Below are 23,104 nucleotides of genomic sequence, written 5' to 3' on the forward strand. Positions count from 1 at the left end.
GTTTTCATTGTAGGGCAAGTACTCATTTGTTTTAATGAAATGTTGTCTCACATTATAAAGGGCTTGATTATAAAGACTTCTTGAAGCACGCATTAAAGATAACAAAAACTGGTGTTGATTTGGATTTAGAGTGAGTCTTGTTTTAAGGGCTTTATAAGGCATAAATGGGGTTCTCCTTTCCTACTCAAATTATACCATAAACAGCCTATAAAATATATATTTTATATAAATATTTAATTATATAAAAAGTGATGAAAAGAGGTGATTAAAATGGGGTTACATCAAAATTTTTATCGAAAAAACTGTGTGGTTGTTAGATGATAGAACAATAAAAGATGAACTTTCCTAGTCAATAAAAAAAGGTTCCAAAAGAATCTTTATCCAAATGGATAAGTCGATATGGAACCTATATCGTTAAGTAAAATTAATTACTTTTTGTCAATAACTGACTGATTAATGTATTCGATGAAGGCTTCTAAAGACAGATTCGTTTGTGACTCACTGCCATATTGACGGTAAGTGACAGATTTATTAGCAACTTCATTGTCTCCAATAACAAGTTGATAAGGAATCTTCTTGGTTTGAGCTTCTCTAATCTTATAACCCAGTTTTTCATTTCTTAAATCAAGTTCTACACGGATGCCCATCTTTTGTAAGTGGTTTTTCACTTCTACTGCATAGTCTTGATGATAGTTTAAGTTAACTGGAATGACTTTAATTTGGGTTGGTGCAAGCCAAAGTGGGAATGCGCCTTTATATTCTTCAGTTAAGTAAGCGACAAAACGTTCCATAGTTGATACGATACCTCTGTGGATTACAACTGGTACTTGGTCATTCTTACCATCTTCGCCTACATAAGTAAGTTCAAATCTTCTTGGCAATAAGAAGTCAATTTGGATAGTAGATAAGGTTTCTTCATTGCCTAGTGCAGTTTTGACTTGAACGTCTAGTTTTGGTCCGTAGAATGCAGCTTCACCGATTGCTTCAAAGTATGGCATACCGAAGTCGTCCATAACGTCTTTAAGCGCCTGTTGAGCTTCATTCCACATTTGATCATCGTCAAAGTATTTTTCTTTATTTTCTGGATCACGGTAAGAAAGTCTTAGTTTGTAATCGGTAATGTTAAAATCTTTATATACATCAAATAGTAAGTCTAAAGTACGTTTGAACTCATCTTTGATTTGGTCTTGTCTGACAAAGATATGTGCATCGTTTAGAGTCATTTCTCTTACGCGTTGTAAACCAGAAAGTGCTCCGGATTTTTCATATCTGTGCATCATGCCAAGTTCGGCAATTCGGATTGGAAGTTCTTTATATGAGTGAATTTCATTTTTGAATATTAACATGTGGTGTGGGCAGTTCATCGGTCTAAGTACTAGAGATTCACCATCCCCCATGTCCATAGGTGGGAACATTGAATCTTGATAGTGATCCCAGTGACCACTTGTTTTATATAAATCAACGTTAGCCATAATTGGTGTGTAGACATGTTCATACCCTAAACTGATTTCTTTATCTGTAATGTATCTTTCGATGATTCTTCTTAGGGTTGCACCATTCTTTAACCAGAACGCCAATCCTGAACCAGCTTCTTTGGTTAACATGAATAATCCAAGTTCTTTTCCAAGTTTGCGGTGGTCTCTTTGTTTACGTTCTTCTAAGATTTGAAGGTGGCTATCTAAGGCTTCCTTGGAGAAGAATGAGACCCCATAAACACGTTGGAGCATTTTATTGTCTGAGTTACCTCTCCAATAGGCACCTGCTAAGCTTAATAGCTTGAAATGTTTAATTTCTTTGGTGTTAGATACATGTCCACCACGGCATAAATCGATGAAATCACCTTGTTGATAAACACTGATTTTTTCATCTTTTAGGCCTTCAATTAATTCGAGTTTATATGGGTCATGCGCAAAGATTTTCTTAGCTTCTTCATAAGAAACTTCTCTGCCTTTAATGTCGTCACCATGTTTAGATAATTCAACCATTTTTTGTTCAATCATCGGTAACATCTCATCCGTAAATTTAACATCCCCTAAATCAATGTCATAGTAAAACCCTTCTTCAATCGATGGGCCAACACCAAAACATGCTTGTGGGTAAATGGATTTAACCGCTTGTGCGAGTAAATGTGCCGTTGAATGGTTCAAAATTGAGAAGGCTTCAGCATCTTCTTTTGTGATAAGTTTAAAAGATCCATCTTCAAAAATAGGCGTATCAAGCTCAATGATTCTGCCTTCATACATCGCAGCAATCGCCTTTTTCATTAAACTAATTGAAATGTCTTTAGCAATTTCTCTTGGAGATTTGCCTTTTTCCACTTCTAATACTTTTAAATCTGGTAATGTCAATTTCATATAAATCCTCCTAAATGATAAAAAAAAGTCCATAGCTAATATAAGCTAAGGACGACATAATCGCGGTACCACCTTAGTTCTAGGTTGCCCTAGCACTCAATCACTTTAACGCAGTGTATACGGCATCTGTTTTCACAGGCAGCTTCTAGGGAGTAACTTCTATTGTTTGTAGCTTTCACCATCCTACATCGCTTTTTTGATAGAAATCTTGGCCTATTCTTCGCTTTTCATTCTTTATTATAACACTATAAACTAAACTGTCAAGTTAATTTCTATCGTAACGTTCTTGTGATAATTCAATTTCTTGAGTCAGTTCTTTAATTCTTGTTAAAATACGCATTGACTTCACTTTATCGACATCATCCTTAGTGTCTGATAAGAGCGTATGTAAGGCGGATAACTTATAGTTGGATGAGACTAATAATGGTAAGCCCATTTGCAGTCTATACTGTAAGATTGGTCCAAACACTTCATCTCTAAACCAAGCAGTCATATACTCCCCACCGACATCGTCTAATACAAGTAGGTCACACGTTTTTAAATGCTTAATTTTTTCTTCTAACGTACGGTCACCAATGGCAGCTTTCATACTTCTAACCAAATCAGGGAAATAAGTGAATACAATTTGTGCATCTTTGTCAATCAATTGATTACAGATGGCAGATAGTAAGAAGGTTTTTCCAGTTCTGTATTTTCCATATAAGTAAAGTCCTTTGATGAACACGCCTTTTTGGAATGTTTCACAAAAGGTTTTGGCAACCTCATAGACTTTCTTGCGTTCGTCGTTATAAGTCATAAAATCCTCTAACTTCGCATCAATTAAGTAATCATTATGATAGAATGTATCAATTTGATTCAATTTATCTTTCTTGATTTGATAGTTTCTATAGGCCTCAGACACACGATACGTAATGTGAATATAAGGTTCTTTTTCAAGATACGGTTCAAACTTCTCATTGAAATCTTTTGGATCAAATGCTTTTTTCAATTCGATATACTGAAGCACAGTTAAAAGTTCATGGTCTTCAACAACCAAGTCTTTTGTTTCAGGAAATGCTTTAATTTCGTCACGCATGCTTTTATAATTAGGCATAAACTTACTCCTCTAATAACGCTTCAAACTCATCCATCCATTCAGGCACAAATCGTTCAACTATTTGTTTAGAATAGGTAGGTTTGCGTTTAGGTTCTTCTTTCATGATATACTCATACGCTAAGGTTTCTGTAGTGATGCCTTTTTGTAAGAGGGTGTTTAATACTTTTTCCAAATAGGTTAGATTTGGCAAGTCTTCTTTAATGCGTAAACAAATGATAATGACTGCGTTAATTACACCAATATCTACAGCATTTCTCTCAACAAACTGTCTTATTGTTTGTAAAGCGAACGATAAATTAGTCATTTTCGGTGCGTAGGTTTGAATGATTTCTTGTGGTGTAAACTCACTTAAAATTGGACGGTCTAGTGACTCTTGTTTAATCTCAATCTCAAGAGCGCTTTGATTTTTCTCAAAATATTGTGTCGCATATAACCCAATACGTTCATAGAATAAACTTGCGTGTGATTCGTCATAAGCTTCTGATAACACATCAATGAGTTGATCACTATTCAGCCCATAGACAAAATGAATGGATGCGATTTGTGAGATGATTCGTTTAGTAAACAAACGCTTCTTTTGAAGTCTAACCGGTAATAGTTTATAAAAACTTTCAAAGTCAAAATCTGTATTTATGATGACGCCTTTCCCATTTTTTCGATCTAGGATAAAGGCATTGGTATCTAATTTAGATGGGAAATTAACTTGATATACTTGGTCAAATGTCTTCGTGACATTCGTGTAACCTTCACGACTTACTTCTTTAAAAGCGTAGCGGTTAAAAAGAATCTTAAAGTTTTCGTTTCCGATTTCGCTTCTTAGAAAACTGCCCAAAATGCCATCTAGAAAAAACTGTCTAGGACTTAAAGGCAATGATAACCGATACATGTATAAATCATCTTTGATGTATGTACTTAGTAGGCCTATCGCTTCTAATTTATTGATTGCTTCAATAAGTTCTTTTTCTTTAAGGTTTAATAAGTCCATTAAAAAGCGTACTTGATAAATATCGGATTGATAGGTCTTACAATCCAAGAAATGAATGAATGTTTGGTATATACCATACGCATCCGAACCTATGATCGGTTGATAAAGTAATGTAACAGTAGAAAGGTCATCCATAGATAGTGCGCCACTACCGATGACCCAAAATGATTTAGATTTCATGTGTGCACCCCATTCTTATATAAAACTTTTTTCCGATAGTGATTTTTCTAGGCGTTGATAAAGCTCATAAATGACGCTTTTACCTCTACCAAAATCAAACATGTTCTTGATATTTAAAGTAAAATCGATCGCGGTTTGCTTGCGTTGTAAAGATACAATTTTTACATCTAAAACACTATCTTTCTTAATGAAGACGAACTCTCCATAAGTATCATCTTGATGAGTGAGTTCAAACCCAAAGTTTCTAACAATCGTTACTATGGCGTTAGAAGCTTCTTTGTAGTCATTTTGATACCAACGTGTTTGAAGTTTAGGATCTTTATGACTGTCTTGTGTACGATAAATTGGCATAATTACACTTCCTTTAGTATGATTTTCAGTATGTCATTCACTTGGTTATACGTATCTGTAATCGTGTAGCGGTTGTCTACAACAAAAGTTGCTTTCTTAACTTTTTCTTCTAAAGAACTTTGAGATAGAATACGGTTTTTGGCTTCTTGTTTTGTGTATTGGTTTCTACTCATAAGTCTATTTAGCTGTGTTTCATAATCGACATAAACCAATAAAACATAATCAAAGAGGTCTTGTTTATTGGTTTCATACACCAATGGAACATCAATGACTACAATCTGTTCATGCTTATGTTTTTTAAGTTCTGTAAAAATGGCCTCGTAAACCTTTTGGTGCATAATATCATCAAGGTGCTTTTTAGCCTCTTTGTCAGAAAATATGATGTCAGCAAGCTTTTTTTTATCTAATGAACCTGCCACAAAAGCGCTTGGAAAAAAAGCATTAATCTCTTTTAAAACCGCTTCTTTTAGTAAAAGTTCATGGGTAATCACATCTGAATCAATCAGTGTATATCCTAAACTTTTTAGGTACTGACTGACAAGGGATTTCCCGCTGGCAATCCCACCTGTAATACAAAGTGTTTTCATAGTATCACCTTAATTTTGACATGTTTCACAATAAAAACTTGATCGGCCATTCACAACCATCTTTTTAATGACATCTCCACAAATATAGCACTGTTCATTTTTACGTTGATGAACCATTAGTGTTTGTTGAAATCTGCCAGTTACCCCTAAGGATGATACATAAGTACGAATGGTCGTTCCACCCGCTTCGATGGCGGTTTGTAAAATACCAATGCCACGTTCAATCATCCAGTGGGCTTCATGTTTCAAGACTTGATTGGCTAATCGGTCCGGTCTAACATGTGCACTGAATAATATTTCATCTGCATAGATGTTTCCAATACCTGCAATGATTTTTTGATCAAGTAAGACAGATTTAATCGGTCTATTTATCTTTTGTAGGGTTAAGTAAAATGCATTCGGATCCATTTGGAAAGGTTCTTTACCAAGCCCATTTAGGGGTTTGGTTGTGAAGGTTTCCGATGTTTCTCTTAAGTCAAATGTCCCAAACTTACGTGTGTCGTGGTATCTTAAGGTTTGTTTGTTAGACAGATGAAAAATAATGTGTTCATGTTTTGAGATTGGCTCATCGTATTTAAGGAAATAGCGACCTTCCATACGGAGGTGACTAATTAAATCCACGTCTTCAAAGTTGAATATTAGATACTTACCTAATCGGTCAATATCCAAAAACGTTTGTCCAATGAGCTTACTCGCTACTTCAGGTGTCATCATTTTGTCATAGAAAATGTCTATTTTCTCAATTGTCAGTCCCAGTAATTGTCTTTTTAGGGTTTCTTTGACCGTTTCGACTTCAGGAAGTTCTGGCATATTACTTTAACATAAACCAGTTTTCGCCTGTATCACAAGACGTCTCTAGTTTAACTTTCAGTTTAACTGCTTTACTCATAACCTCTGGGACCATTTGATTCATGAGTGTCATTTCTGTTTCAGGTACTTCAAGAATGAGTTCGTCATGGACTTGAAGTAATAATCTTGATTTAAGTTTGTTGGTTTCGATATAACGATGTAAATCTATCATCGCAATCTTGATAATATCGGCCGCTGAACCTTGAATAGGGGCGTTCATCGCGGTACGTTTGCCAAATTCTCTAACGGCATAAATTGGACTCTTAATCTCTTCGATGTAACGTCTTCGGTTGAATAAGGTTTTCACATAGCCTAAAGAACTTGCTTCTGTGATGACTGAATCCATATAAGTTTTGATTTCAGGATAGAAATCTAAGTACTTGTCGATGTAAGCTTGAGCTTCTCTTGGGGTAACCCCAATGTCTTCTGACAGACTCCAAGCGCCAATCCCATAAATGATTCCAAAGTTTACAGCTTTGGCTTTACGTCTGTCTTCTTTTGAGGCAGACCCAAATACTTCTAGTGCGGTTTGACTATGAACGTCTTTATTCGAATTAAAGTTTTCAATGAGGTTTTTGACTTCTCCCATATGGGCTAGTACTCTTAATTCAATTTGTGAGTAGTCGGCACCCAGTAACTGGTAGTCATTTTTAGAAGGAACAAACAGTTTTCTGATTTCTCTGCCTTCTTCTGTTCTAATTGGGATATTTTGTAAGTTAGGTTCAATTGAGCTCAATCTTCCGGTTGCAGTTAAGGCTTGAGCATAAATGGTATGAACTTTAGAGTCAGAGAATATAGATTTCTCTAAGCCTTCAATGTAAGTTGAATATAGTTTAGAGAGTTGACGGTACTCCAAAATAAGTTCAACGACTGGGTGTTTATCTTTTAATGTGTTAAGGACTTCAACATTGGTCGATAAACTCTTTGTTTTGGTCTTTTTAGACGGTTCTAGGTTCAAATCGACAAACAATACCTCCGCTAGTTGTTTAGGGCTAGAAATGTTGAATTCTTTGCCTGATGATTCATAGATTTTTTTCTCTAGTTCGGTTATACGACTCTTAAGTGATTCTTTTTGACGGTTAAGTTCTTCTTGATCGACTTTAACGCCTGTATATTCCATATCAGCTAAAACAATCGATAAAGGCATTTCAATATCATAAAATAGTGATAATTGATCGTATGCTTTTAGTTCATCTAATAAAGATGCTCTTAAGTCAAAGATGGCTTTCGCTTTTTTTGCGATATGTGTTTGATAGATGTCTTCACTAGGAATGCCTTTTTTAGCACCTCTGCCATAAATATTGTCATCATAGTCAATTTGATTATAGTTAAATGCCATACAAATGACTTTGAAATCATCTTTGGCGATTTTTTGATTAATTAAATACGCCGCTAACAGTAGGTCAAACTTAACGCCTCTTAAGTCATAACCTAACCATTTCAATGCGACTCTAAATGCTTTTGAGTCATAGGTATATTTTTCAGTGAATGGATCAGATAAGTAAAGTTGGAAATCAATTGAAGCCAAAGCATCATCTTTATGAATATAATAATGATTGGTTCCATCTGATAAACCGAATCCTAATATGTCTGAATTATGATAGTTATAATCGCTAAACTCAATATGGATGGCCAAATTAGGTTTGAGTATGTTAGAGATTTCATCGTGGTCTTTTAACACTTTATAGGTAAACGTGTCTACCGCTGTGTCTTTTTTATCAATACGTTTAATGAATTGGTGGAGATCCATTTCGTTATAAAAACCGATAAGGTCTTCTGTTCTAACTGGTTTTTTAATGGTGTCTTCTAATGTGAAACCAAGAGGGACATATAAATCAATCGTCGCAAGTTCTTTAGACATTATCGCGAGTTGTTCATGTTCAATAAGGCGTTCGCCTAGTTTACCCTTAATTTCTGTTTTATGTGCCAATAGGTTTTCAAGTGTTTCATACTCTTTAAGTAGTTTAATGGCCGTCTTCTCACCTACGCCAGGAACACCTGGAATATTGTCAGATGGATCGCCCATTAAAGCTTTTAAATCAATCATTTGGGTATGATGAAGTTCATATTTGTCATAGAATGTTTTTGGATTCATCGATTCAATATCCGTAACGCCTTTTTTAAGAAGGTGTACGGTGACTTTATCGTTGATGAGTTGAAGTAAGTCTTTATCGGATGAATAGATTGAAACTTCATACCCATTCTCAGAGGCAAGTCTTGAAAGGGTTCCAATGATGTCATCGGCTTCATAACCTGCTAAGGATTCATCTTTAAGATTTAAATATTTTAAATAAGAATGAATGAGTGGGATTTGTTGTGCCATTTCTTCTGGCATTGGGGGTCTTCCTGCCTTATAGGCATCGTAAGAAAGGTGACGTTTAGTCTTTTCTTTCGTATCAAAAGCGATTAAAGCGTGTGTATAAGGTTGATCGATAATTTTATCTATCATATTTACAAAGCCAAAAAGTGCGTTTGTGTATACGCCTTGGCTATTTTTCATTAAGTTAGCAGTTCCTAGATAGGCTGTTGCATAATAGGCTCTAAAAAACAAAGAGTTCCCATCAATTAAAATGAGTTTTTCCATAAAATTACACTCCTTCACATGTATTTTAACACACAAAACTGCAATAGTTTTCCACCATATTTGTGGATAACTAAGGAAAAAGGCCAGTTAACCTTAGAATCTGAACTGGCCTTTATTTTTACCTTTACCTTTTTTTACTTTTTGTTGAGGCATAAGTTTATTTGGGTTTGATTGAATGCTAGATAAATCTTTTTCATTCATCTTGCTCATTTGTTTAGCCATGGCTTTTTGTTGATCAAGCGCTTGTCTTAAACGGTTTAGATCTGAGACTTCCATCCCAGCACCTTTCGCGATTCGTGAACGTCTTCTGCTTGAATCGTCCACCAGTTTCGGATTACGTCTTTCTTCTTCGGTCATTGAATGAATTAAGACGCTCATTTTTTCAAACTGTTTGTCATCGACATTATTGATGGCTTCTTTATATTTGCCCATTCCTGGGATAAATCCTAAGATTTTAGAAATGCTACCCATGCGTTTAATCATCTTAAACTGTTTGAGTAAATCGTTATAGTTGTAAGTACCACTCATGAGTTTTTCCATCATTCCCATGGCTTCATCTTCATCGATGTTTTGGGTTGCGGATTCAATTAAGGTAAGCATATCTCCCATACCCAAAATACGGCTTGCCATACGTTCAGGGTGGAAGACTTCAAAGGCATCCATCTTTTCACCGTTTGAGGCAAACTTAATCGGAATTTGTGAGATTTCTCTAATGGATAAGGCGGCACCCCCACGGGTATCCCCATCCAGTTTGGTTATGATGGCACCGGTTGTATTTAGCTGTTCATGGAAGCTTTGAGCAACACTCGCTGCGACTTGGCCAGTCATCGCATCCACAGTTAGTAAGATTTCATCTGGTTTGGCAATTTCTTTGACATCGATGAGTTCTTGCATCATTTCTTTATCGATATTGAGTCTACCTGCAGTATCGATAATAACGACATCGAACTGATTGGCTTGAGCATGTTTTAACCCGTTTTTAACAATAGTTTGAGCCTTGATTAAACCTTCTTCATAAACAAATATATCCAATTGTTTACCTAGTGTTACCAATTGGTCAATCGCGGCTGGACGGTATATGTCAGCAGCAATAAACATCACTTTTTTCTTCTCAGTTTTACGAATGAAAGCACCCATTTTACCAATGGCAGTGGTTTTCCCTGACCCTTGTAACCCAACGGTCATAATAACGGTCATTCCATTGACTTTATATGAAATACCTTCTGTTTCATCTCCCATAATACGTTTGAGTTCGTCAAATACGATTTTAACGACTTGTTGCCCAGGATTTAACCCAGATAGTATTTTTTGACCCAGTGCTTTTTCTTTAACATTGTTGGTAAATTGTCTAATTACTTTTAAGTTAACATCGGCTTCTAATAAGGAGAGTCTAACTTCTCTCATCATCTCATCGATGTCTGTTTCATTAAGTTTTCCTTTGCCTGTGATACGGCGCATAGCCATCTGCAGGCGACTGCTTAAGCTGTCAAATGCCATTAATTATCATCCATTTCTCTAAGTTTAAGTATCCATGATTCATCGTGTGATTCTAGATAGTTCTCAATCAGTTTCATTCTGAGTTGTTTTTTCTCTAATAGTTTTAAGGTTATTTCATAGTTTTCTAAGTGTTCGCTTGCTTTCTTCAGTTGATCAAACACTGCATTTCTACTGACTTGATAGTCTTCTGCAATTTCAGCAAAAGAGTAGTCATTCACATAGTATGCGACAAAGTAATCTCTTTGTTTTTCGGTTAGGAGGCACCCATATAGTTGGAACAATTGGTTTAATCGTTCATTCTTATCAAGTGTATCCATGTTAGTCTCCGAAGAAATCTCTGAATAACCCATATATGTAATCTTCGATATCAAAGAGTACTAAGTCTTCTATTTTTTCACCTAAACCAACGTATTTGATTGGTAGTTTATATAAATGTCTAATCGCTAGTACAATTCCACCTTTAGCAGACCCGTCAAGCTTAGTTAAAATAACCCCAGTAACCTGAGTAGATTCATTAAATACTTCTGCTTGTTTTAATCCGTTTTGACCTGTGGTTGCATCAATAACTAGTAATGTTTCTTTTGGTCCACCAGAAACTTCTCTTTCAATGACTCTTCGCATTTTTGAAAGTTCAGCCATTAAGTTGGTTTTGTTTTGAAGGCGTCCTGCTGTATCACATAACACCACATCATAGTGTTCCTTTTTAGCTTTAACCAGTGCATCATATATAACACTAGAAGGATCTGTTCCTGGGGCTTTACCAAAAAAATCCACCCCTGCACGTTTTGCCCAAACATTAAGTTGTTCAATCGCACCAGCTCTAAAGGTGTCACCGGCAACAACCAATACTTTCTTCTTATCGTTTTTGAGTTGATAAGCCAATTTACCAATGGAAGTTGTCTTACCTACCCCATTAACCCCAACAAATAAATAAACGTTTAGTTCGCCTGGTTCATAGTTTAAATCAGCGATCACAATTTCATCTTGTAAGTAAACATTAAAAAGCTCGTCTACGATAGTTTCTTCAAGATCCTTAGGTTCAACGATTTGTTTGGTTTTAATAACTTTTCTTAAGGTATCCATAAAGTCTAAGACGGTTTCTACCCCAATATCAGCTTGGATAAATATTTCTTCCAACTCCATGAAAAAATCTTCATCTATGGTTGGGTTAGATTGTAATAGTTTTCTTAGGCTACCAAGGGTTTCTCTAGACTTGTGTAGACCTAAAGTGTATTTTTCGTTTTTCTTTTTAGAAAATAAATTTTTAAAAAATCCCATACGCTCAACTCCTAAAAAATATTATAACATAAAGGGGCTATTTTAATACTACTGAAGTCAAAAAAAGGGCAAATCCTATTGCCCTGTTTCATTTTACTTCAAATTGTTTAAGAAATTGAAAAGATTCTCATAATTTGGATGTTCACTCATTTCGTCTAGATACTCTAAGTAAACAATTTCTCTTTTCTCATTTAGTACGAATACACTTCTTGCAAGCAATCTTAGTTCTTCGATTAATACCCCATATTTCATCGCGAAATCTAGGTTTCTGTGGTCAGATAATGTGATGATATTGTCTAACCCTTCTGCCCCACACCATCTCTTTTGAGCAAATGGTAAGTCGTTTGAAATGGTTAGGACAACCATATCTTTATATGAAGCAAGTTGTTCATTAATGGTTCTCGTTTGAAGTGAACATACCCCAGTATCCAAAGATGGTACCACGTTTAAAACAACGTATTTTTGTTTGAATGAATCTAAAGAAACCATTTCTAAGTTTGTGTTTAGTGCGCTAAAGTTCGGTGCAACTTCGTGTGTTTTTTTAACTGTACCTAATACAGTAATTGGTGAGTGTTTAAATGTTTTCATGAAAAGCCTCCTATATAACTTAATTATAGTTTTACACGTATGAAAAATCAAAAGATACGTCTTATCTACACAATTAGGTATTGTCTAGATAGAAAAAACACCGACTATTATTCTAGTTCGGTGCCTTTAACTTCAATATTTTCTGTGTGTTTACATTTAGGGAAATTAGAACATCCAATGAATTCGCCTTTTTTCCATTGACGAATTACAAGCGGTGCCCCGCAAAGTGGACAGTCTTTACCGGCAAGGGTAGGTTGTGCTTTGATCATTTCTGAATCGGCTTTATCAACCATCTTAATGAATTTGTGATAAAACTCTTGTAAGAACTCATCGCTCTTGTATTCTCCCATGGATATTTCATCCAATACTTCTTCCATCTTCTTAGTATAACTTGTATTAATTACACTAGAGAAGAATAAATCCAATTGTTCTGAGGTTAGTTTGCCTTGGTCGGTTGGAACAAGTGCTTTTTGTTTTTTCTCAACATATTTTCTTGCTAATAATGTACGGTTGGTTTCAGCATACGTGGAAGGTCTACCAATACCAAACTCTTCTAAATCTTTAATAAGGGTCGCTTCTGTGTATCTGGCTTTTGGCTTAGTATAAAGAAGTTCATGATCAAGAGATACTGCGGTAATCTCTGTATTAGGTTCAATTTCAATGAACGTATCTAGTTTTTCTTTGTAGTCAGGGGTTGCTTTATGATATCCAAGGAAATGGAGTTTAGATCCACCATAAGTGAAAGTCTCACCATGGTTAGATAGAACAATTTGTTGTTCATCATAAATGGCATCGGCCATCAATGATTGAATCGTACGCTTGTAGATTAATTCATAGACTTTATATTGCGCATCTGACAAGTATGATTTAAGTGATTCAGGTGTTCTTTCTATGGATGTTGGTCTAATGGCTTCATGCGCGTCTTGAGCGTTTTCTTTTTGTTTAAATTTGACTTTACCGACGTATTCTTTGCCATATTCTTTCTCAATAAACTTCATTGTATCATTGACAAATTGCACGTTTAAACGGTTTGAGTCGGTTCTCATATAGGTGATTAACCCTGTGATCTCTTTATTGATTTCGATACCTTCATATAAGTCTTGAGCGTGTTTCATCACTTGTGAGGCGGACATTCCAAGGCGGTTAATGCCATCTTGTTGGAAAGTTGAAGTTACATATGGTAGCCCTGCTGGACGTGTTCTCTTACGATAAATCACTTCATCGACAGTAAAAGGCCCATCGATGTGGGATAAGATTTCATTAAGTTTTGCCTCACTTGAAATGCCTTTATTCTTATTTAATGAGTGTTCTGCAATAAATTTAGGAAACACAGCCTTTAATAAATAATAAGGTTCCGGAATAAAAGCTTCTATTTCTTTTTCTAAATCTACAATCATTTTGAGTGCAACACTTTGAACTCTACCTGCAGATTTGGACTTTATTTTTCTTTGAAGCAGTGGCGATAACTTAAAGCCAATGATACGGTCCAAAATACGTCTTGTTTCTTGTGATTTCACAAGGTTCATATTGATGGTAGTTGGGTTCTGAATTGCCTCAGTAACCGCTTGTTTGGTAACTTCATTAAAAGTGATTCGGTTTTTATCTTCTAAATCCAGTCCTAATACATCTGCTAAGTGCCATGCAATAGCTTCCCCTTCTCTATCCGGGTCGGTTGCAAGCAATACTTTGTTGCCTTTGGTCTTTTTGATTAATTCCTTAACGATTGTTTGGTGTTTTTTGTCTACTTTATAGGTAGCTTTAAATCCGTTTTCTACATCTACCCCTAAACCACCTTTACCTTGCTTACTAAGTTCTCTAATGTGACCTACTGAAGCATCGACAATATAAGAGTCTCCTAAATATTGTTGGATGGTACGTGTTTTAGCTGGTGATTCTACAATGATAACAGTTTTCATTTAATCCACTTCTTTCACTTTCTATAATTATATATATCGAGTTTTCGCATGTCAAGTTAAAAGTCACGAAGGCTTTTAATATATATTCTTATATAATATATATGTTTTTTTCCCCATTTTTCCTTTATTTATATAAGGCGTATTTTCACAATAAAAAACCTCTTGAATTCAGGTTATGATGCCTAAATGATTTCAAGAGGTTTTTTTATTTTGTGAGTTTGTTATTTAGTAATAGTGATTTAATCGGTTCGTAACTCTTACGATGAATTGGCGTAATGCCGTGTTTATGAATAGCTTCAATGTGTGATTTGGTCGGATACCCCATGTGTTTTTTAAACCCATACTGAGGGTAGTATTCGTCCATCATAATCATGTAATCATCTCGGGTCACTTTCGCGATGATGGATGCGGCTGCAATCGAAGCACTCTTTTGATCGCCTTTTATGATAGATAAGGTAGGAATCATTAACTCTTCTTCAAGCATCATTGCATCTGCAAGAATGTAGTCTGGTTTGATTTCAAGACTTTTAATTGCTGATATCATTGCTTCTTTTGAAGCCCTATATATATTAATAAGATCAATTTCTTGAGGAGAGACAACGGCAATCCCAATTGCTAAGGATTTTTTCTTAATCTCAGGAATTAACGCACGTCTTTTTTTATCGGTTAATTTCTTAGAATCGTCAACACCAATAATTCGTTCACCTTTTTTTAAGATGACTGCACAGGCGACTACTGGACCAGCCAGTGGGCCCCTGCCAGCTTCATCGGTACCAGCAATATAAGTAACCCCTTGTTGATAAAGGGATTCTTCATACTCATATAGATTGAAATCTGTCAAAAGTAACCCCTCCAAATTGACCTTCTCTCAAATCTTTAAGCAATAGATCATAGACTAAATCGTAGTTAACCTCGTTGCCTTTCATTAAGGCCCCACGTTTTCTACCGATTGCATCCAGTGTTTGAACGAAATCATCCACATCTGTTAAATTGTATCTTGCTTTATAAGCTTCAAGGTAATAAGTCTTTAAGAAATTGTGAGCGTATAAACAAACCGCATCTGAAGGTAAAATCGTATCTTTAATTGCACCACTTAATGCTAAGTGATAGCCTGTTTTTTCATCATCAAATTTAGGCCACAATACCCCTGGGGTATCTAGTAGTTCAAAGTCATTGCTGATTTTAACCCACTGTTGAGATTTGGTAACGCCAGGTAGGTTGCCCGTCTTAGTTGCTTTACGTTTGGATAATGTATTAATTAAAGTGGATTTCCCCACATTAGGAATTCCAATAATCATCGTCCTAATCGCTCGAGGTAAAATGCCTTTACTGCGCTCTTTTTCGATTTTATCTTTCAGAATCAAATCGGTAGTTTGGCGAAGTTTTTGAATGTTTTTCCCCGTAATCGCGTCAATCTTTAATCCAACCAATCCTTTGTTTGCATAAAAGCTCAACCATTTATCCAGTTCTTTTTGATCTGCTAAACTTGACTTATTAAATAGGATTAGAGCTGGTTTCTTTTCGATAATTTCTAGAATTTTAGGATTCATTGACGATTCTGGAAGTCTTGCATCAACTAAAATGAATACGATATCAACTAGTTTTAAATTGGCCTTAATTTCTCTTAAGGCTTTGACCATGTGTCCTGGAAACCACTGTACTTGTTTCATTTGACACCTCCGAAATCTGGATAGAACCTAAAAATTACTTTTGCCAATATGTCTTCTTCATGGATAAACCCAATGGTTCTTGAATCATGTGAGTTAGCAGTGTTATCTCCTAGTACAAAGTAATACCCTTCAGGGATAATTTGTTCTTCCATCGATGTAATGATTTCTAATAATGCAGTCGCATAGTTGTTAGGAACATTTTGAACGACTGTGCCATTGATAATTAAGTCATTTGCCCCGTTAATTGTGATGGTGTCACCAGGTAGCCCAACAACTCGCTTAACATAATGGGTGTTATCCCCGCCTTCATAATTTTCCTCGTTCATATAAATTACGGCGATGTCATTGCGATGTGGGGTATAGTCAAACTGAAATACGATTAAGCGGTCGCTATCATTCAGGGTTGGATGCATAGAAGATTGATTGACTTCTGCTGTGACAAAATAATAGGTGGTGACGTGAAAAATAATTAGGACACTAATAGCGATAAAAGTAAATAAATCAGCAAACTTAAAACGGCTATATGAGGTCTTTAAATTGGCTTTTTCTTTATCTAGTAACGTAACACAAGTTATGGATGCTAAAAGTAATAGTCCACTTAGAATCACCAATAAAATCTTTTGATTTTGTGAGGAGAAGGTTCTTTCACCTCTTACAAGATATACTAAACTAAGGCCAGTGACGATTGCGCTAACAATCGCTAAAGATAACCACTTAAAAAGCCTTTTTTGTTTTAGGCTTTTAAGTGCTAATTCTTGATTTTCTCCTGTTTCTAATGCGGTAATAATATCTTTTATTTTCATAACATATTTTCCAATTCTGCCATTGTCACTAACACCTGGCGAGGTTTTGTTCCCTCATTCTTAGAGACAACATTCATTTCTTCTAATAATTCTACAATACGTTGTGCACGATTAAAACCAATTGAGAATTCTTTTTGAATACTGTTAATCGATGCACTGTTTTCTCTTACGACATACTGTGCGACTGGATATAATAAATCATCCGAAGCTTGTGTGTCTTTCTTAACACTATACGTTCTTAATGATTCATGATCAAATAAGTAATCAGGTCCCATTTGAGCGCGAATAAAATCTGTAATCTTTTCGATTTCAGAATCTCTTACAAAAGCGCCTTGAAGACGCACAGGTCTTTCTGTTTCTTTTAGAAGCATATCCCCTTTACCGAGAAGTGTTTCTGCACCGGCACCATCTAAAATAACGTTGGAATCCACGAATGAAGCCACTCTAAAGGCGATTCTGGTTGGGATATTCGCTTTAATGGTCCCTTTGACAACGTCGGTTGTTGGTCTTTGGGTTGCTACTAATACGTGAATACCAGCAGCTCTTGCTTTTTGAGTCAGACGTTGGATAGCTTCTTCAACATCATTAGCAGAAACCATCATTAAGTCAGCTAATTCATCAATCACAATAATGATGAAAGGCATCTTTGTCAGTTCAGGATCTAGCTTGGCTTTCTCATTGAATCCATTGATGTCTTTTACACGATTGGTAGAAAAAGTCATGAAACGTCTGTCCATTTCTTCTACTGCCCAAGAGAGGGCTGTAGAAGCCATTTTAGGATCGTTGATGACTGGCGTCACTAGGTGAGGCAAGTCGTTATAAAGAGTTAGTTCAACCATCTTAGGATCAATTAAGATGAACTTAACGTCATCAGGACTATTCTTCATAAGTAGAGAGACGATGATTGTATTAACACAGACGCTCTTACCACTGTTGGTTGCACCGGCGATTAATCCGTGAGGCATCTTGGCGATATCAGCGTAAATGTTTTTACCATCAATATCCACACCTAAAGCAATCTTAAGTGGATGGGATTTGTCTTCCAAAAATTCCTTATCATCAATTACATTACCAAAAGCAACCATTTCAGGGACAACGTTAGGAATTTCTAATCCCACATATGGTTTACCTGGAATTGGTGCTTCAATACGTAAAGATTTAGCTGCAAGGTTCATCATAAGATTATCTTTGATTCTACCCACTTCTTTAACGTTTACCCCTGGTTCGAGTTCAATCTCATGACGGGTTACGGTAGGCCCTTTGGTAATGTTTTTAACTTTACCTGGAACATTAAACTGCATTAAGGTTTCATTGACAACCTCTTCTTGTTTAATCAACCATTCTGGTCTGGCATTTTGATCACGATTGACTTTAGAGAACATCGATACAGATGGGTATATATAAGGTTTTTCTTTCTTGAATACAATCGTTGGTTTACTAGGTTCTTTGATGAACTCTTTTTTAACTGTTTCAATTTCAGCTTGAGGTTTTGGTCTTTCAAATACAAACTCATCATCCGTAAATGGGTTAGGTTCTTTTTCAAAACGATTAAAGAGATTATCTGTTTTCCTAAACGTTTCGACTTTAGGTTGCTCAACCACTTCAGTTACAGGTTCTTCAAAATTAAAATCGGAAACAACCACTTTCTCAGGTCTAAAAGTTTCCACAGATTTAGGTAAGTCTTGGAAGGACTCAACCGCTTTCTTTTTAACAAACGGTACTTCAAGTTCAACTTCTTTAGTTCTTGGATCTTCGTATTTACGTTTGGTTTCAACAATCGCATCTTCACCAAAGATTCGTTTGCGATCTTGGTTCTTAACGATAATAGACTTAAACTCAGCGTATTCACCCAAATTAGTCATTGGGTTATTTCTAAACGCATCATAACGTTTACGAATGTCTCCTGTGTTGCGAGCAATAAATGGTGCTACAGTCTCGTCTTTAACAGATAGACCAAAAATAGGCGAGATAAATTCAGTCGTTTTGAATTTCTTTAACCCGTCTTTTTTCAAGCCTTCTATCTTAACAAATTGTGGAATTTGAAAGTCTGTTTGATCTTTTCTTTGAATAATTTCAATTGGTTTTCGATTAAATAGACTCATGGTCTTCACCCTCTACTATTGATGATTCTTCACGAATCTCATCATATATGCTCTCAACGCCAGCGTCGATTGTTTTTTCGACTGCAAAGACGTTCTTGCTGTAAATCTTATATGTTTCCTCTCCAACAATCCCAATAATCGCTAAACAAATGCGGTTGATGAATTGTTGAGTGATTTGGTCTACTGTAATTTTTTTAATCCAATAGGCTGGTCTTGCAAAGTTAATGACATTAAATATATCGCTAATACGTTTTCTAATTTTATATTTTTTCTCTGTTTGAACAATGGCAGATTCCTCAACCGTTGCCTTAACAGAATAGATTTGCATTAAGTTTGCGAGCGTTCTTCTTCTTAAGAGTTTCAAGATTCTTGAATCATTCATAATCTTATCTACTCTATCAGTAATATAATGTCCAAGCAATAAAGTCTCATCGATTGTAAGTTCCAATAATGGGTATTTACTATTCGGATAGAACTTGGTTGCAATGTCTTTTGCTAGGTCAGTTGAAATCATTTTTAGGTGTAAAAACAACCCATTTTCATCGCGTGCCTTTTTGTCTTTAAATAAGGATTGGGCATCTTTTATTAAGAGTTTAATCTCTTCTTCGTCTATATCTGGTTCAACCGCTTTACGGTAAAAGCGTTTGGATTGCATTGTCTTTAATAGTGTATATAAGTACAAAAGAACGAGTACCAGAAATCCAAATACTATTCCTGATAAGAACACAAATAAATAACCAATGTCAAACTTAAATTCAAAGAAACTATTTATGTTCAAACAATCGCCACCTTTCTTTGTTCATTATACCATTAAATGAAATTAAATATAAAGGCTTATCTTTGATAACAACAGCGTTCTATTTCATTTTTATAATAATTATGCGATAATAGATTTGGTGATTAAATGAAAAAGTACTTAATTGCGTGCGACTTAGACGGCACGTTACTCAATGAAAAAAGTGAGTTATCAAAAGAAACCATTGCTTACATGAAAGAGTTAAAAGCTTTAGGTCATAAGATAGTGATTGCAACCGGGAGACCTTTTAGAGGGTGCTATAACTATTACACTGAACTTGGATTAGATACCCCAATTATTACTGATAATGGTGGTGCCATTGAAAATCCAGTGGATCCTTCCTTCAAGAAGATTGCGGTGAGAATTCCAAAGCGCATTGTCGATAAACTGTTTTCATACGCTTTAGAACATATCGTGACAGCTTTCTACAGTGTTGATAATGGCTTATATGTGTATAAACCTACTGAACGTTTAAATTGGTTGTACCATCAAAATGAAGATACTTTCTTCGTTGAAGGTGAGTTTACGAAACCAGGGTTACCTGAACCTTCAGGGATGATGTTTATCGTCAGTGCGAAGTTCAAAGAAGCCTTTCAAACATTTATTGAAAACAACACAGAAGGCTTATTGATGTACCGCGATTGGGGTTCAGATGCCAAAAATGCAATATTTGAAGTTTACCAAAAACGAACCTCAAAATCTGAAGCACTAGAACTGGTAAGACAACACTTTGGTATCGATCCAGAGTCAGTGATTGCTTTTGGTGATGGCGCGAATGACATTGATATGTTAGAACTGGTTAACCACGGGGTTGCAATGAAAAACGGTCAAGAGGAAGTAAAAAGAATCGCGGACGATATTACCCCTTTAACCAATGCAGAAAACGGCGTTATCGAATACTTAAAAACATTCTTAAAGAGCGAATAATCGCTCTTTTTTGTAAGAAAAAACACCTTGAAATAAGTTCAAAGTGTCTTTAATGTAATTATTTGATTTTTTCTAAGTGCCAGATGTCTCTGTTGTATTCTTCCATCGTTCTATCGGTTGAGAAGAATCCGGATTTAGCTGTGTTAATGATGGATTTCTTCAACCACTCAGAACGGTTTTGATACATCTTATTCGCCTTAGCTTGTGCCATAACGTATGAACGGAAATCTTTTAATACGAAATACGTATCGCGTTCTAATAGATTTCTTCTGATTTCTTCAAACTCGTGGTTAGGTACATTGTCGAAGAAACCGTTTGTTAATTGGTCTAAAATGCGTTTGATGTGCGGATCTTTTTCGTATAAATCATATGGGTTATACGAATGTGATGCCATTAATGAAGTGACTTCTTCTGCATTCATACCGAAAATGACGATGTTATCATTGCCTACTAATTCAGCAATTTCTACGTTCGCTCCATCTAGGGTACCAATGGTGATTGCACCATTCATCATGAACTTCATGTTACCTGTTCCTGATGCTTCTTTTGAAGCAGTTGAGATTTGTTCAGATAAGTCAGCAGCTGGCATAATTGTTTCTGCATAAGTAACATTATAATCTTCAACGAAGACAACTTTTAAGAACTTATTCGTATCTGGATCATTATTTACTTTATCAGCAATTGTATTAATTAGTTTGATAACTTTCTTCGCAAAATAATACGTCGGAGCGGCTTTAGCACCAAAGATAAAACTATGTGGGTGGAAGTGGTTTCTAACTTCTGGATTTGTTTTGAGTTCATTATAGATATGCATGATATGTAATGCATTCATTAATTGACGTTTGTATTCATGTAGACGCTTAACTTGGATATCAAAGATCGAAGTTGGGTCTAGTTCAACGCCTTGTTCTTTGAAAATCTTCTTAGCCAAAGCTTGTTTTCTAGCTAGTTTCATTTCATCATAACGTTTTTGAATACTCTTGTCATCTACAAACTTCAATAAACCCTCAAGTTTTGTAGTATCTTTAATCCAACCTTCTCCGATTGTGTCCTTTAAGATAGAAACAAGCTCTGGATTGGATTGTAATACCCATCTACGATGTGTAATACCGTTTGTTTTGTTGTTAAACTTGTTTGGATAGTAATCGTTAAATGTCTTCATTTCGATACCTTTTAAGATATCTGTGTGAAGTTGAGCAACCCCGTTAACTGAGAATGACCCAACAATCGCTAGATTGGCCATATGAATCATTCCATTTTTAATGATGCACATTTCTTCTACTTGTTTAGCGTAATCACCAAACTTAGCTTTCAACTCTAGTTCAAAACGACGGTTAATTTCTTCCGTAATGGTGTAAATTCTTGGTAATAAAGGTTGTAATAAGCGAATTGGCCATTTTTCAAGGGCTTCAGATAAAATGGTATGGTTAGTATAGGCAACACAATGTCTAGTGATTTCCCATGCTTTTTCCCATTCCATGTTTTCTTCATCCACTAAAATACGCATTAATTCAGGAATGATTAAGGTTGGGTGAGTATCGTTAATGTGGAATACTGCCTTTTCACTTAAGTTTTCTAGTGTTCCGTATAACTTCTTATGTTTTCTAATAATCGCATTAACCCCAGCGGATGAGAATAAGTATTGTTGTTTAAGACGTAAGATTTTTCCTTCGTCTGTTTCATCGTTTGGATAAAGCATTTCTGAGATTTGTCTTAATTTCTTATGGTATTCGAATGTCCCACCTTGGTTTTCATAACGATCACTAGGTTCAGCACTCCATAGTCTTAATGTGTTAACAACTTCATTCTTATAACCGATGATAGGCACATCATATGGAACTGCCTTAACGTATTCAGCATTTTTATGATAAACCGTTAGCTTGCCTTTTTCATCGACATGAAGTTCGATATGTCCATAAAATGGAATATCTATCGCTTCTTCATCTCTTCTAACTTCCCACACGTGAATGTCTTTTAACCATCTGTCTGGGTATTCAACTTGGTAGCCATTTTCAATCTTTTGTTTAAAGAACCCATAACGGTATCGGATACAGTTTCCATGTACTGGTAGTGCAAGTGCAGCCACACTGTCCATGAAACATGCGGCTAGACGGCCTAAACCACCATTTCCTAATCCGGCATCGGTTTCTTTATGTTCAATTTCATTAATGTCTAATCCTAAATTGGTGAATGCCTCTTTAACAACATCATAAACGCCAGCGTTCATTAAGTTATTTGTGATCATTCTTCCCATTAAGAATTCCATCGAAAAGTAATATACTTGACGCTTGTCAGCCTCAATTTTATTGGTATTTTTCCAATCTGTGGAAATATGTTCTTTTAATAATGTTCCTAACGCAAGATATTGTTGATAAGCATTAGAATCTTTAAAATCAATGGCATACGTATTTTCGAGTTGTGTCACGAATGCTTGTTCAAATGTTTTAGCATTTGTAAAAATATTTGTCATTGGTATTCTCCTTCATGTTTGTTCATACAAATTATAACATAAAGGCACCCGTTAATTGGGCGCCTTATGAT

The 23,104-nt window shown here is 35.6% G+C and carries 20 protein-coding genes; 1 reads left to right on the forward strand and 19 read right to left on the reverse strand.

The genetic code is table 11. The features are described 5' to 3' along the window. From JN09_RS07715 to JN09_RS04030, 18 genes are all read right to left on the reverse strand, one after another. The coding region (locus JN09_RS07715) for a helix-turn-helix domain-containing protein (RefSeq protein WP_204433091.1) at positions 1–162 on the reverse strand (162 nt) is incomplete at its 3' end. A gap of 266 nt (positions 163–428) precedes the next feature. Further along, positions 429–2,354, reverse strand: a complete 1,926-nt coding sequence (gene thrS, locus JN09_RS03950) for a threonine--tRNA ligase (RefSeq protein ID WP_204432910.1) — start codon at positions 2,352–2,354, stop codon at positions 429–431. Between the two features lie 265 nt (positions 2,355–2,619). Beyond that, the gene (locus JN09_RS03955) at positions 2,620–3,447 is read right to left on the reverse strand and encodes an ATP-binding protein (protein ID WP_204432916.1); all 828 of its coding nucleotides are present in this window, start codon (positions 3,445–3,447) and stop codon (positions 2,620–2,622) included. Between the two features lie 4 nt (positions 3,448–3,451). After that, on the reverse strand, positions 3,452–4,615 hold the full coding sequence (locus JN09_RS03960) for a DnaD domain protein (RefSeq protein ID WP_204432920.1): 1,164 nt from the start codon (positions 4,613–4,615) through the stop codon (positions 3,452–3,454). A 15-nt stretch (positions 4,616–4,630) separates the two neighbouring features. Next, a complete protein-coding gene (locus JN09_RS03965; protein WP_204432921.1) occupies positions 4,631–4,966 on the reverse strand; it encodes a hypothetical protein in 336 nt (111 codons plus the stop codon). Positions 4,967–4,968: 2 nt separating this feature from the next. Beyond that, on the reverse strand, positions 4,969–5,553 hold the full coding sequence (gene coaE, locus JN09_RS03970; protein WP_204432922.1) for a dephospho-CoA kinase: 585 nt from the start codon (positions 5,551–5,553) through the stop codon (positions 4,969–4,971). Between the two features lie 9 nt (positions 5,554–5,562). Beyond that, the gene (mutM, locus tag JN09_RS03975) at positions 5,563–6,363 is read right to left on the reverse strand and encodes a DNA-formamidopyrimidine glycosylase (protein WP_204432924.1); all 801 of its coding nucleotides are present in this window, start codon (positions 6,361–6,363) and stop codon (positions 5,563–5,565) included. 1 nt (position 6,364) lies between these two features. Next, positions 6,365–8,986 carry a DNA polymerase I gene (polA, locus tag JN09_RS03980; protein WP_204432926.1) on the reverse strand — a complete coding sequence of 874 codons (2,622 nt, stop codon included), beginning with the start codon at positions 8,984–8,986 and terminating at the stop codon, positions 6,365–6,367. Positions 8,987–9,079: 93 nt separating this feature from the next. Then, positions 9,080–10,483 (reverse strand): signal recognition particle protein, encoded by a 1,404-nt coding sequence (ffh, locus tag JN09_RS03985; protein WP_204432928.1) that lies wholly within the window; start codon positions 10,481–10,483, stop codon positions 9,080–9,082. Continuing rightward, on the reverse strand, positions 10,483–10,800 hold the full coding sequence (ylxM, locus tag JN09_RS03990; protein ID WP_204432929.1) for a YlxM family DNA-binding protein: 318 nt from the start codon (positions 10,798–10,800) through the stop codon (positions 10,483–10,485). The genes ffh and ylxM overlap by 1 nt, the downstream gene beginning before the upstream one ends. A 1-nt stretch (position 10,801) precedes the next feature. Further along, positions 10,802–11,761 (reverse strand): signal recognition particle-docking protein FtsY, encoded by a 960-nt coding sequence (gene ftsY, locus JN09_RS03995; RefSeq protein WP_204432931.1) that lies wholly within the window; start codon positions 11,759–11,761, stop codon positions 10,802–10,804. 93 nt (positions 11,762–11,854) lie between these two features. After that, complete coding sequence (gene tpx, locus JN09_RS04000; RefSeq protein ID WP_204432932.1) at positions 11,855–12,349, reverse strand: thiol peroxidase; 495 nt, start codon at positions 12,347–12,349, stop codon at positions 11,855–11,857. 107 nt (positions 12,350–12,456) lie between these two features. Then, entirely contained in the window at positions 12,457–14,265 is a 1,809-nt protein-coding gene (topA, locus tag JN09_RS04005) for a type I DNA topoisomerase (RefSeq protein WP_204432934.1), read from the reverse strand. 205 nt (positions 14,266–14,470) lie between these two features. After that, entirely contained in the window at positions 14,471–15,106 is a 636-nt protein-coding gene (gene rnhB / locus JN09_RS04010) for a ribonuclease HII (RefSeq protein WP_204432936.1), read from the reverse strand. Next, positions 15,084–15,935, reverse strand: coding sequence for a ribosome biogenesis GTPase YlqF (gene ylqF / locus JN09_RS04015; protein ID WP_204432945.1), 852 nt, complete (start codon positions 15,933–15,935; stop codon positions 15,084–15,086). Before ylqF ends, rnhB begins: the two co-directional genes overlap by 23 nt. Next, positions 15,932–16,738 carry a signal peptidase I gene (gene lepB, locus JN09_RS04020; protein ID WP_204432946.1) on the reverse strand — a complete coding sequence of 269 codons (807 nt, stop codon included), beginning with the start codon at positions 16,736–16,738 and terminating at the stop codon, positions 15,932–15,934. Before lepB ends, ylqF begins: the two co-directional genes overlap by 4 nt. After that, positions 16,735–18,840 carry a DNA translocase FtsK gene (locus JN09_RS04025; protein WP_204432948.1) on the reverse strand — a complete coding sequence of 702 codons (2,106 nt, stop codon included), beginning with the start codon at positions 18,838–18,840 and terminating at the stop codon, positions 16,735–16,737. The genes lepB and JN09_RS04025 overlap by 4 nt, the downstream gene beginning before the upstream one ends. Next, the gene (locus tag JN09_RS04030) at positions 18,827–19,618 is read right to left on the reverse strand and encodes a hypothetical protein (protein ID WP_204432949.1); all 792 of its coding nucleotides are present in this window, start codon (positions 19,616–19,618) and stop codon (positions 18,827–18,829) included. The genes JN09_RS04025 and JN09_RS04030 overlap by 14 nt, the downstream gene beginning before the upstream one ends. Positions 19,619–19,744: 126 nt before the next feature. Here JN09_RS04030 and JN09_RS04035 point away from each other — a divergent pair, with 126 nt between their 5' ends. After that, on the forward strand, positions 19,745–20,563 hold the full coding sequence (locus tag JN09_RS04035) for a Cof-type HAD-IIB family hydrolase (RefSeq protein WP_204432951.1): 819 nt from the start codon (positions 19,745–19,747) through the stop codon (positions 20,561–20,563). Between the two features lie 58 nt (positions 20,564–20,621). Here the strand turns inward: JN09_RS04035 and JN09_RS04040 are convergent, their stop codons facing one another. Beyond that, positions 20,622–23,033, reverse strand: a complete 2,412-nt coding sequence (locus JN09_RS04040) for a glycogen/starch/alpha-glucan phosphorylase (protein WP_235985185.1) — start codon at positions 23,031–23,033, stop codon at positions 20,622–20,624. Between the last annotated feature and the right edge of the window lie 71 nt (positions 23,034–23,104).

The sequence above is a fragment of the Paracholeplasma morum genome (assembly GCF_016907055.1).
In the GTDB taxonomy this organism is placed as follows: domain Bacteria; phylum Bacillota_I; class Bacilli_A; order Acholeplasmatales; family UBA5453; genus Paracholeplasma; species Paracholeplasma morum.

Bases quoted from the DNA above. Each gene is read 5' to 3' on its own strand.
- coaE (WP_204432922.1), bottom strand. From the start codon at position 5,553: ATGAAAACACTTTGTATTACAGGTGGGATTGCCAGCGGGAAATCCCTT.
- polA (WP_204432926.1), bottom strand. From the start codon at position 8,986: ATGGAAAAACTCATTTTAATTGATGGGAACTCTTTGTTTTTTAGAGCC.
- JN09_RS04035 (WP_204432951.1), top strand. From the start codon at position 19,745: ATGAAAAAGTACTTAATTGCGTGCGACTTAGACGGCACGTTACTCAAT.
- ftsY (WP_204432931.1), bottom strand. From the start codon at position 11,761: ATGGGATTTTTTAAAAATTTATTTTCTAAAAAGAAAAACGAAAAATAC.
- JN09_RS03965 (WP_204432921.1), bottom strand. From the start codon at position 4,966: ATGCCAATTTATCGTACACAAGACAGTCATAAAGATCCTAAACTTCAA.
- JN09_RS03960 (WP_204432920.1), bottom strand. From the start codon at position 4,615: ATGAAATCTAAATCATTTTGGGTCATCGGTAGTGGCGCACTATCTATG.
- JN09_RS03955 (WP_204432916.1), bottom strand. From the start codon at position 3,447: ATGCCTAATTATAAAAGCATGCGTGACGAAATTAAAGCATTTCCTGAA.
- ffh (WP_204432928.1), bottom strand. From the start codon at position 10,483: ATGGCATTTGACAGCTTAAGCAGTCGCCTGCAGATGGCTATGCGCCGT.
- ylqF (WP_204432945.1), bottom strand. From the start codon at position 15,935: ATGAAACAAGTACAGTGGTTTCCAGGACACATGGTCAAAGCCTTAAGA.
- JN09_RS04040 (WP_235985185.1), bottom strand. From the start codon at position 23,033: ATGACAAATATTTTTACAAATGCTAAAACATTTGAACAAGCATTCGTG.
- tpx (WP_204432932.1), bottom strand. From the start codon at position 12,349: ATGAAAACATTTAAACACTCACCAATTACTGTATTAGGTACAGTTAAA.
- mutM (WP_204432924.1), bottom strand. From the start codon at position 6,363: ATGCCAGAACTTCCTGAAGTCGAAACGGTCAAAGAAACCCTAAAAAGA.
- lepB (WP_204432946.1), bottom strand. From the start codon at position 16,738: ATGAAAATAAAAGATATTATTACCGCATTAGAAACAGGAGAAAATCAA.
- topA (WP_204432934.1), bottom strand. From the start codon at position 14,265: ATGAAAACTGTTATCATTGTAGAATCACCAGCTAAAACACGTACCATC.
- ylxM (WP_204432929.1), bottom strand. From the start codon at position 10,800: ATGGATACACTTGATAAGAATGAACGATTAAACCAATTGTTCCAACTA.
- thrS (WP_204432910.1), bottom strand. From the start codon at position 2,354: ATGAAATTGACATTACCAGATTTAAAAGTATTAGAAGTGGAAAAAGGC.
- JN09_RS04025 (WP_204432948.1), bottom strand. From the start codon at position 18,840: ATGAGTCTATTTAATCGAAAACCAATTGAAATTATTCAAAGAAAAGAT.